This is a genomic window from Frankia sp. CeRuru1 (genome assembly GCF_977966315.1).
In genome coordinates this window covers 1-9,711 of sequence record NZ_CDWWEW010000078.1, presented here as the reverse complement: position 1 = coordinate 9,711, position 9,711 = coordinate 1, and the positions used below count along the sequence as shown (strand labels likewise).

Sequence of the window (9,711 nt, the reverse complement as noted above, 5' to 3'; positions counted from 1 at the left end):
GGTGGTGGTCACCGGTCTCGGGGCCACGACACCGCTCGGCGGCGATGTCGCGTCGACGTGGAGTGGCGTGCTGGCCGGCCGGTCCGGGATCCGCCGGCTCGATGAGCCGTGGGCGCAGTCGCTGCCGGTCCGCATCGCGGCGCCGGTGGCCGTCGAGCCGCCGCTCGGCCGGGTGGAGGCACGCACGCTCGACCGGGGGCAGCGGCTCGCCCTCGTCGCCGCCCGGGAAGCCTGGGCCGACGCGGGCACCCCCACGCCGGAGTCGGAACGTTTCGCCGTCGTCGTCGGCTCCGGGGTCGGCGGCCTCACCACCCTGCTTGACCAGTACGACGTGTTCCGGGAGCGCGGGGCGCGCCGGGTGTCCCCGCACCTGGTGCCGATGCTCATGCCGAACGGACCGGCCGCGGCGGTGGGTCTCGCGCTCGGTGCCCGCGCCGGGGTGCACGCTCCGGTGAGCGCCTGCGCGTCCGGTGCGGAGGCCATCGCCACCGCGGTCGACCTGATCCAGGCCGGTCGGGCGGATGTCGTCGTCGCCGGTGGAACGGAGGCTGCCGTCCATCCGCTCCCGCTCGCGGGATTCGCGCAGATGCAGGCGCTGTCCCGCCGGGAGGACCCGCCGGAGTCGGCGTCCCGGCCGTTCGACAAGGTCCGGGACGGATTCGTGCTCGGCGAGGGTGCCGGGATGTTCGTCCTGGAGGCCGCCGAGCACGCCCGCGCTCGCGGCGCCCGGGTCTACACGACCGTGGCCGGCGCGGGGGTCAGCGCCGACGCCTATCACGTCGCCGCCCCCGACCCGACGGGAGCCGGGGCGGCGCGGGCCGTGCGCCGGGCGTTGCAGGCCGCCGGTCTTGACCCGGCGGACGTGGTGCACGTGAACGCGCATGCCTCAGGGACACCGGCTGGGGATCTCGCCGAGAGCCGCGCGCTGCGTGGCGCGCTGGGCGCGGCGCTCGACGGTGTCGCGGTGACGTCGACGAAGTCGATGACCGGACATCTGCTGGGCGCGGCCGGCGCGGTGGAGGCGGTGCTCTGCGTGCTGACGTTGCGGGAGCGGACGGTCCCGGCGACCCGCAACCTCGAGGCGATCGACGACGAGATCACGCTGGACGTGGTGACGATGGACAACCGGCCGATCCGGACCGGCGCGGCGCTGTCGACGTCGTTCGGCTTCGGCGGCCACGATGTCTGCCTCGCCTTCACCCCCTGGCCCTGACATCCCCTGGCCCTGACATCCCCTGGCCCTGACCGTCGGTCGCCTCGCCGTGGTCGGTACGTCTGGCCCGAGCGGACACCGGGCGGCCATGGCGGGACCATCGGGTGCGCACGATGCTCAGAAAGTCGCCATGCACATGTTGCCAAAGATCCGACTAGCCGTAACCATTGGCCCGTGATGTCCTACGAACAGGTACTGCAGGTGTCCGATCCGCTCGAGCGAGCCGCGTTGGCAGATGATCTGATGTGGGCTGATCATCCGCGCAGGCTGGATCTGCGCACAGCACGTGGGGTAGCCATTCGAGAGGCGTTGGAGGCGGGGCGGTCGGCCGACGACGTCGCTCGCCGACTTGTCGTCACCGTGGCCGATCTGACCTGGATGGCCGCGCCTGCGGCATCCGCCGTAGCTTGATCCGTCGAGGGCCGGTCGGACAACGGCGTCCGCCGACCCGAACCCCACTGCCGGTCGTCCACCCTCGGAACCGTGCTGTCGCCCGTGGCCTTTCAGGGCCGCAGTCGGAACGGTGGGTAGTCGTCCGTGGTCAGAATGATCGCGTAGCAGACCACCCGGTTCGTCCAGCGCAGCACGCCGACGACGAAGTCGAACAGTCCCCGCGGGAGGCGTCCGGTGAGGAGCACGGCGAACCAGCCGACGATCATCGCCGCCACCGTCGCGATATACAGGAAGAACAGCGCGATGTAGTGCGGGACCGCCAGCAGCCACTTGACCAGGGGTAGCCAGCGGTTCAGCCGCGCGGCGTCCGGATAGGGAATCGTCAGGTGGACGGCCTGTTCGTCCTCCGTCGAGGGATATTCGTCCCGCAGCAGAGTGAGATAGGCCACGACCCGGTTCGTGAAACTCAGTAGGGCGACATTCCAGTCGAACCACCACCGCGGGTACCTCTGCCGGAAAAGAATCAGCAGCAGGGGAGCGAAGAACAGCAGCCCGCCGCCGAACACCGCGCTGTTTCTGTCGTATCCTGTACCGCCGACTGCCGCGAGGACGATCGCGATCGGGATGACCATGAGAATTCGAAAGAACACGGTGAGTCGATCGCGCTCCCCTGCCGGGTAGTCGACCTCGAAGGACACCGGATAGCCGGGGTGTCGCGGCTCTACGCTGAATGTCTCCTGGTCGGTCATGGCTGCTCCCTGGTAAATCGGTAACCTCGTCCTGCTGGCTCATTGTCGGTCGGCGGTGCCGGGTGCGAGAGAGCCATGGGTCCCCCTTTTTCGGTCGGATCGGACCGAGGCGGCCACGGCGAACCATCCGGCTGATGGTGTTCTTTGCCGCCACCCTGCCATCAGCAAGATTGGTGCGGAATATGTCCTTTTGTGTAGTCCTGTCGTTTTTATCGAGAAGAGGGCATCGAGAAAGGGACGCTGTCAGCAGAGTGACGACGGCCATGATCTGTCAGGTCGCCCGCGAGGATTGTCCTCAACGCCGGGCGGTAGTCCTCGACACCGAACGGGTAGGGAGAGCGACGGGCCGGCCGCGAGCGGCGGCGCTCCAGTGATGCCGCGGAGTGCGGGCCGCGCCGGAGCAGGTGCGGGCGCCGGTCGACGAGGAGACGAGGACAGGAACCCCGGTGGTGTGAACGCCCGACGTCACGGCCGTGCCGGGCGCCGAGGAGCCGCGGATGCACGAGCTGGCGATCACCCAGAACGTCGTGGACACGATCGTGGAACGGATCGGGGCGGCGCGGGCCACGGCGGTTCACCTGGTCATCGGGCAGGTGTCCGGCGTCGTGCCCGGCTCCGTCCGGTTCTGTTTCGACCTGGTGGCAGCGGGCACGCCGGTCGAAGGCGCTCGCCTGGAGATCGACGAACCGCCGGGCCGTGCCCGTTGCCGGCGGTGCGGCGCCACGTTCGAGGCCGACGACCTCCTGCTCCTGGTGCTCTGCCCGTGCGGCAGCGCCGACGTCGAGGTGGTCGGTGGCGACGAGCTGATGATCGCGGCGGTCGAGGTGACACCCGTGCCGAGCGGCGGAGGTGATGTGGGATGTGTGGAACCTGCGGGTGTGACGACGCCGCGCCGCCGCCCCGACTAACCTCCCTCACCTCCGTCGACCCTGTCGGCCCGGTCGGCCCGGTCGGCCCGGTCCTCGTCAGTCCCGGCCCGGCGCATGACGGCCACGCGCATGACGGGGGGACCTCGTCGCGCACCGTGGTCGTCGAGGAGCGGGTGCTGGCCAGGAACGACATGCTCGCCGAGGCGAACCGCCGCCGCCTGCTCGCCCGTGACGTGCTGGCGATCAACCTGATGAGCTCGCCGGGATCGGGCAAGACGACGCTGCTGGAGCGGACCGTCCGCGAGTTCGGCGTGAGCGTGCCGATCGCGGTGGTTGAAGGTGATCAGGAGAGCATCCGGGACGCCGAGCGCATCCGGTCCACGGGGGCTCCCGTCGTCCAGATCAACACTGGTCGTGGCTGCCACCTCGATGCGGCCATGATCGACTGTGCGCTGCGTGAGCTCGAACCATCCGAGGGTTCGATGGTGTTCATCGAGAATGTCGGCAATCTGGTCTGCCCGGCGCTGTTCGACCTGGGCGAGCGAGCGCGGGTGGTGCTGATGTCCGTCACCGAGGGCGAGGACAAGCCGACCAAGTATCCGCACATGTTCGCGGCTGCCGATCTCGTCCTGCTCACCAAGTGCGACCTGCTGCCCTACCTCGACGTCGACGTCGCGCGGTACGAGGCGCAGGTTCACCGGATCAATCCCCGGGTCGACGTGCTGCGCGTCTGCGCGGCCCCGGGGTCGGGGTCGGGCCTGAGGCTGGGGCCCGGCCTGGGCCAGTGGTACGCCTGGCTGCGCGCCGAGCGAGGTGTCGGCCACCGCCCGCGGTCGAGCGGGCCGTCTCACGGTGTTTGAGGCCGCGACACCCGGGCAGCCCGTCGAAGAATAGCTACGAGCGTTCTCGTGACTACATATAGTCATAATGCGTAATTATGCGTAGTTACAGTACGGTGGGCATCGTCCCCAGGGGTGGTGCCACGGCTCCGCCGAAGGGGGACCGTCATGCTGCTCGCGGGTTCGTCCTGTCCTGGGCGCCGCTCGCCATGATGACGACGCCCGGTGCGCCGACCACCCTTCACGTGGACGTGGGGGCCGGCATCGGTGCTGACGAGGCCGGTGGGAGCTGTCCAGCCGGTTTCGCGTCGGCCCGTGCAGTGGCTGACGCGGTGCTGCACGAGGGCTACCTGCTCTATCCGTATCGCCGCTCCTCGGGCAAGAACCGGATGCGGTGGCAGTTCGGGGTGCTCGCGCCGCGGCGTTGGGTCGAGGCGGGTGGGCCGGTCCCACGGACCGTCGCCGGATCGACGGATGCGTGGTGCCAGCAGACCGACTGTCTTCTTGAGCCGTCCCCGACCGCCTCGGTCGTCGTCCGGCTGCGCTTTCTGCAGCTCCAGCGCCGTTCGGTCGAGGCCAGAGGGGCCGACGGCGCGTTCGGTGAGGTCGACGCGCTGAAGGCGGACGGTACTGCTCGGCTGAGTTTCGACGAGGCGGTGCCGCGCGAGGTCGGTCTCACTCTCGACCTGGCCGACCCGGCCGACCCGGCTGTGCGGGGCCGGTCGGCGGAACAGGCTGATCGTGGAGAGTCGTTCAGCCTGAGCCTGCCCGGTGGCATGGAGATTGAGCCGTTGGACGATCGCGGCAACCTGGCGGGCCGCGACGTTGGGCGCGGCGGTGCGGCTCGGGTGGTTCGTCGGCGGTGGCCGGTCTCGGCGACGGTCCGGGTGTCCGTGACGCGGGCTGCGGCTCCCTTCCGGCTGTACCGGCTGCGCCTGGCCGTCGAGAACACGGTGGCGGACGTCCCCGTCGGCGCCGCGCGACCGATGGCGCTGCGCCGATCGATGATCGCGACACACAGCCTCCTGGGTGTGCGCGGGGGACGGTTCCTCTCGCTGCTCGATCCGCCGACCTGGGCCGCCGGGGCGACACGGGGGTGCGAGAACATCCACACCTTTCCCGTTCTCGCCGGTGCCGACGGAGCGCCGGATGTGATGCTGTCCTCGCCGATTATCCTGTACGATCATCCCCGGATCGCCCCCGAGAGCCCGGGTGACCTCTTCGACGCCACCGAGATCGATGAAATCCTCTCGCTGCGCACGCTGGCTCTGACCGACGACGAGAAACACGAGGCCCGGGCGACCGATCGCCGCGCCGCGGAGATCATCGACCGGGTCGACGGCATTCCGCGGGACACCCTCGCCCGCCTGCATGGTGCCGTCCGGTCGCTGCGACCGGTTCCGTCGTCCGGGGCCGCACCGGCCGGCGTACCGGTTGCCGCACCGGTCGCCGCCGCGACCACGCGATGGTGGGAGCCGGAGGCGGACCGGTCGGTCCGTCCGGACAGCGACAGTGTTTCCCTGGACGGCGTGATGATCGCCAAGGGCAGTCGGGTCCGGCTGCATCCCCGTGGCCGTGGAAGCGGCCGTGGAAGCGACGCGCACGACATGTTTCTCATGGGGCGAGAGGCCCGGGTTCAGGCCGTCTTTCTGGACGTCGACGGCGCCTGGCACGTCGCGGTGTCCCTGGACGACGACCCGGCCGTCGATCTGCACCGGTGGTACGGCCGTCATTACTACTTCGCACCCGAGGAGCTGGCACCGCTCACCGACGGACCGGGTGCGTCATGAGCGGGCCGGCGCCCACCCGCGCGGGTCCGTCCGCGGGTCCGTCCGCGGGCCCACCGCGCGTCCTCGTGGCCGGGATCGGCAACGTGTTCCTCGGCGACGACGGATTCGGGGTGGAGGTCGTGCGCCGCATCGACCCGGCGGACCTGCCGGCCGGGGTGGACGTCGTCGACTACGGGATCCGCGGCGTGCATCTCGCCTATGAGCTCCTCGACGGCCGGTACGACGTGGTGATCCTCGTCGACGCGGTCCCGTCGACCGATCCACCGGGGACTCTCGCGGTGCTCCGGCCCGAACTTGACGGGGCCGGCGTGGACGACATCCCCGTCGACGAGATCCCCGTCATGGACGCCCATGGCATGTCTCCCGACGTGGTCCTGCGGTTGCTGCGGGGCCTCGGTGGCGATGTCGGCCGAGTGCTGGTCGTCGGCTGCCGACCCGCCGTCGTCGAGGAGCGGATGGGACTGTCCCGCGCAGCGGGGATGGCCGTCGACGACGCGGTGCGGCTCATCGCGCAGATCATCCGAGACCCCGGCTCGTGGGATCCATCCCCAGCATCCGCCAGTAGGAGGGAGAGGCCAAGATGACGGCCACGAACCCGCAGTCCGTGACTCCGCAGCCCGGGAGCCCGCGACGCGGCGGTTTCGACGAGGTGCACATCCTCTGGATCTCCGAGGGGATGAGCTGCGACGGCGACACGGTGTCGGTGACCGCGGCCTCCCAGCCGGCGATCGAGGATGTCGTCACCGGGCTCGTGCCGGGATTGCCGACGGTCCATCTGCACAACAAGGTGCTGTCGCCGACCGTCGGCGGGGAGGAGTTCCTGGCCCCGTACCGAGCCGCGGCCCGCGGTGACATCGAGCCGTTCATCCTCGTCATCGAGGGCTCGATTCCGAACGAGAACATCCACGGCGACGGGTACTGGACGTCGTTCGGGAACGATCCGGACACCGGCCAGCCGCTGACCCTGAACTGGTGGATCGACCGGCTGGCCCCCAGGGCGTGGGCGGTCGTCGCGATCGGCACCTGCGCCGCGTACGGCGGGATCCACGCGATGGCCGGCAACCCGACCGGGTCGATGGGCCTTGCCGACTACCTGGGCCATGACTTCACCTCCGCCGGCAACCTGCCGATCGTCAACGTCCCCGGCTGCCCGGTCCAACCGGACGACTTCATGGAGACGCTGACCTGGGTGCTTTACCACGCGGCGGGCGCGGCACCACCGCCACCGCTGGACGACCAGCTCCGACCCCAGTGGATTTTCGGCCGGACCGTGCACGAGGGCTGTGACCGGGCGGGCTACTACGAGCAGGCCGATTTCGCGAAGGACTATAACTCGCCGAAGTGCCAGGTGAAGATCGGATGTTGGGGTCCGGTGGTGAACTGCAACGTGCCCAAGCGCGGATGGATGGGCGGGCTGGGCGGCTGCCCGAACGTGGGCGGCATCTGCATCGCCTGCACGATGCCGGGATTCCCGGACAAGTTCATGCCGTTCATGGACATGCCGCCGGGAGCGAGCCTGTCCTCGCTCGCGATCAAACCTTACGGGTCGTTTATCCGCAGGCTGCGTGGCATCACCAATGCGACGGCGAACACCGAGCCGAAGTGGCGGCACAACCGGGAGCTGCTGACCACCGGCTACGACCCGCGTTACCGCCCCTAGGACCGGGCCTAGGGCCGGGCCCAGCGATGCCGAAGGGATTGTGCGATGACGACGGCCAGGCAGTCGAGAACCAGGGAGAAGCCCGCCCAGATCGTGGAGATGGCGTGGGACCCAATCACGCGCATCATCGGCAATCTCGGGATCTACACGAAGATCGATTTTGCCAATCGGCGGGTCACCGAGTGTCACAGCACCTCGTCGCTGTTCCGCGGTTATTCGGTGTTCATGAAGGGCAAGGACCCGCGGGACGCGGGTTTCATCACCAGCCGCATCTGCGGCATCTGCGGGGACAACCACACCACCTGCTCGGTCTACGCCCAGAACATGGCGTACGGCATCGCGAACCCGCCGATGGCGGAATGGATCATTAATCTCGGAGAGGCCGCCGAGTACCTGTTCGACCACACGATCTTCCAGGACAACCTGGTATTCGTGGACTTCTGCGAGGCGATGGTCAAGCAGACCAACCCCGGCGTGCTGGCCCGGGCAGAGGCCACTGCCGCACCGAACGCGGCCGTGCACGGCATGCGGACTATCGCTGACATCATGCGCTCGTTCAACCCGTTCGAGGGAGAGATCTACCGGGAGGCCCTCAAGGTCAGCCGGATCACCCGCGAGATGTTCTGCCTGATGGAGGGCAGGCACGTGCACCCCTCCACGCTGTATCCGGGTGGGGTCGGCACGATGCCGGAACCGACGGTGTTCACCGACTACCTCAGCCGGCTGATGGAGATCCTCGATTTCGTCAAGAAGGCCGTCGCGCTGAACGACGACCTGTTCGACTTCTGGTACGAGGCGCTGCCCGGTTACGAGGAGGTCGGCCGCCGCCGGGTGTTGCTGGGCTGCTGGGGCGCGTTCCAGGATCCGAACGTCGTGGACTACCGGTACGAGAACATGACCACCTGGGGCCGGGCGATGCACGTGACACCCGGGATCGTCGTCGATGGCGATCTGCTGACCACCGACCTGGTGGAGATCAATCTGGGTATCCGGATCCTGCTGGGCAGTTCCTTCTACCAGGACTGGGTGAACGAGGAGCCGTTCGTCACCCGGGATCCGCTCGGAAATCCGGTCGACATGCGCCATCCGTGGAACCAGACGACGCTGCCGGTGCCGCAGAAGCGGGACTTCGGGGAGAAGTACAGCTGGGTGATGAGCCCGCGGTGGCTCGACGCCCGCAGCGGCGAGCATCTCGCCCTGGATACCGGGGGAGGGCCCTTCGCCCGGCTTTACACCACGGCGCTCGCCGGACTGGTGAACACCCCCTACGTCACCGCAACCGGGGGCGCGGTGAACATCTCGCTGCCGCGCAGCCGCACGCTGCCCGCCGTCGACCTGCAGTGGAAGCCGCCGGCCTGGTCGAACGCGATCGAGCGGGACCGGGCCCGCGTCTACTTCGTCGCCTACGCGGCGGCGATGGCGCTGTACTTCCTCGAGCAGGGCATGGATCGGGTGCGCTCGGGTGACACGCGGGTGTTCTGCGACTTCGACGTGCCGGACGAGACGATCGGCTGCGGTTTCCACGAGGCGGTGCGCGGTGTGCTGTCGCACCACATGGTGGTGCGCGACGGCAAGATCGCCAATTATCACCCCTACCCGCCGACGCCGTGGAACGGCAGCCCCCGCGACTTCTTCGGGACCCCGGGCCCCTACGAGGACGCGGTCCAGAACATGCCGATCTTCGAGGAGAACGGTCCGGAGGGGTTCAAGGGCGTCGACGTTATGCGGACGGTGCGCAGCTTCGACCCCTGCCTGCCCTGCGGGGTGCACATGTATCTCGGTCGGGGCCGCACTCTGCGCACGGTGCACTCGCCGATGTTCGGGGCCAGCCATGGTTGATCCGGACGGCGCGGGTGGGCACCGGCTCGACGATCTCGCCGTGCGGGGCCGGCTCGCCCACCTCGACGAGGTGCTGGCGCAGGTGGAGCGCATTCCGGGGCCGAGTGGCGAGCTGGCGATCGATGCGGTGGCGACACTCGCGGCGGTGTACGGCGAGGCGCTGGCCCGAGCCGTCGGATACGCGTCGGGGGCCCCGGAGGTGCTCGCCGCGTTCACCGGCGACGAGCTGCTCGACCATCTGCTCGTCCTGCACGACGTCCATCCCGAGCCGGTCGGGGCCCGGGTCGCGCGGGCGATCGAACAGCTTCGGCCCGGGATCCGGGACCGGGGTGGGGAGATCGAGCTGAGTGGGATCGAAC

General features: G+C 69.3%; 9 protein-coding genes and 1 pseudogene. 9 read left to right on the top strand and 1 reads right to left on the bottom strand.

The window, feature by feature from the left end:
* Position 1 precedes the first annotated feature (1 nt).
* A complete protein-coding gene (locus AC08OP_RS08435; protein ID WP_476613674.1) occupies positions 2-1,213 on the top strand; it encodes a beta-ketoacyl-[acyl-carrier-protein] synthase family protein in 1,212 nt (403 codons plus the stop codon).
* A 177-nt stretch (positions 1,214-1,390) separates the two neighbouring features.
* Positions 1,391-1,624, top strand: a complete 234-nt coding sequence (locus AC08OP_RS08430; protein WP_476613680.1) for a hypothetical protein — start codon at positions 1,391-1,393, stop codon at positions 1,622-1,624.
* 92 nt (positions 1,625-1,716) lie between these two features.
* Here AC08OP_RS08430 and AC08OP_RS08425 read toward each other — a convergent pair whose 3' ends face one another.
* Positions 1,717-2,355: a DUF4389 domain-containing protein gene (locus AC08OP_RS08425; protein ID WP_476613673.1), complete on the bottom strand. Its 639-nt coding sequence runs from the start codon at positions 2,353-2,355 to the stop codon at positions 1,717-1,719.
* A gap of 497 nt (positions 2,356-2,852) precedes the next feature.
* Between AC08OP_RS08425 and AC08OP_RS08420 the strand changes: the two genes are divergently transcribed.
* The 7 genes and pseudogenes from AC08OP_RS08420 to AC08OP_RS08390 all read left to right on the top strand — a co-directional run.
* Positions 2,853-3,263, top strand: coding sequence for a hydrogenase maturation nickel metallochaperone HypA/HybF (locus tag AC08OP_RS08420; protein WP_476613672.1), 411 nt, complete (start codon positions 2,853-2,855; stop codon positions 3,261-3,263).
* Positions 3,215-4,084, top strand: a complete 870-nt coding sequence (gene hypB, locus AC08OP_RS08415) for a hydrogenase nickel incorporation protein HypB (protein ID WP_476613671.1) — start codon at positions 3,215-3,217, stop codon at positions 4,082-4,084. The genes AC08OP_RS08420 and hypB overlap by 49 nt, the downstream gene beginning before the upstream one ends.
* Before the next feature lie 77 nt (positions 4,085-4,161).
* Positions 4,162-5,853 carry a hypothetical protein gene (locus AC08OP_RS08410; protein ID WP_476613670.1) on the top strand — a complete coding sequence of 564 codons (1,692 nt, stop codon included), beginning with the start codon at positions 4,162-4,164 and terminating at the stop codon, positions 5,851-5,853.
* A complete protein-coding gene (locus AC08OP_RS08405; RefSeq protein ID WP_476613669.1) occupies positions 5,850-6,437 on the top strand; it encodes a hydrogenase maturation protease in 588 nt (195 codons plus the stop codon). The genes AC08OP_RS08410 and AC08OP_RS08405 overlap by 4 nt, the downstream gene beginning before the upstream one ends.
* Positions 6,434-7,513: an NADH-quinone oxidoreductase subunit B family protein gene (locus AC08OP_RS08400; RefSeq protein WP_476613668.1), complete on the top strand. Its 1,080-nt coding sequence runs from the start codon at positions 6,434-6,436 to the stop codon at positions 7,511-7,513. Before AC08OP_RS08405 ends, AC08OP_RS08400 begins: the two co-directional genes overlap by 4 nt.
* A gap of 45 nt (positions 7,514-7,558) precedes the next feature.
* Entirely contained in the window at positions 7,559-9,352 is a 1,794-nt protein-coding gene (locus AC08OP_RS08395) for a nickel-dependent hydrogenase large subunit (RefSeq protein ID WP_476613667.1), read from the top strand.
* Positions 9,345-9,711, top strand: a pseudogene (locus AC08OP_RS08390) (NifU family protein); the annotation flags it as partial. The gene AC08OP_RS08395 and the pseudogene AC08OP_RS08390, both read left to right, overlap by 8 nt.

Coding starts and splice junctions, on each gene's coding strand:
- AC08OP_RS08410 (WP_476613670.1), top strand. CDS start 4,162: ATGCGTAGTTACAGTACGGTGGGCATCGTCCCCAGGGGTGGTGCCACG.
- AC08OP_RS08430 (WP_476613680.1), top strand. CDS start 1,391: ATGTCCTACGAACAGGTACTGCAGGTGTCCGATCCGCTCGAGCGAGCC.
- AC08OP_RS08395 (WP_476613667.1), top strand. CDS start 7,559: ATGACGACGGCCAGGCAGTCGAGAACCAGGGAGAAGCCCGCCCAGATC.
- AC08OP_RS08405 (WP_476613669.1), top strand. CDS start 5,850: ATGAGCGGGCCGGCGCCCACCCGCGCGGGTCCGTCCGCGGGTCCGTCC.
- AC08OP_RS08400 (WP_476613668.1), top strand. CDS start 6,434: ATGACGGCCACGAACCCGCAGTCCGTGACTCCGCAGCCCGGGAGCCCG.
- hypB (WP_476613671.1), top strand. CDS start 3,215: ATGTGTGGAACCTGCGGGTGTGACGACGCCGCGCCGCCGCCCCGACTA.
- AC08OP_RS08425 (WP_476613673.1), bottom strand. CDS start 2,355: ATGACCGACCAGGAGACATTCAGCGTAGAGCCGCGACACCCCGGCTAT.
- AC08OP_RS08420 (WP_476613672.1), top strand. CDS start 2,853: ATGCACGAGCTGGCGATCACCCAGAACGTCGTGGACACGATCGTGGAA.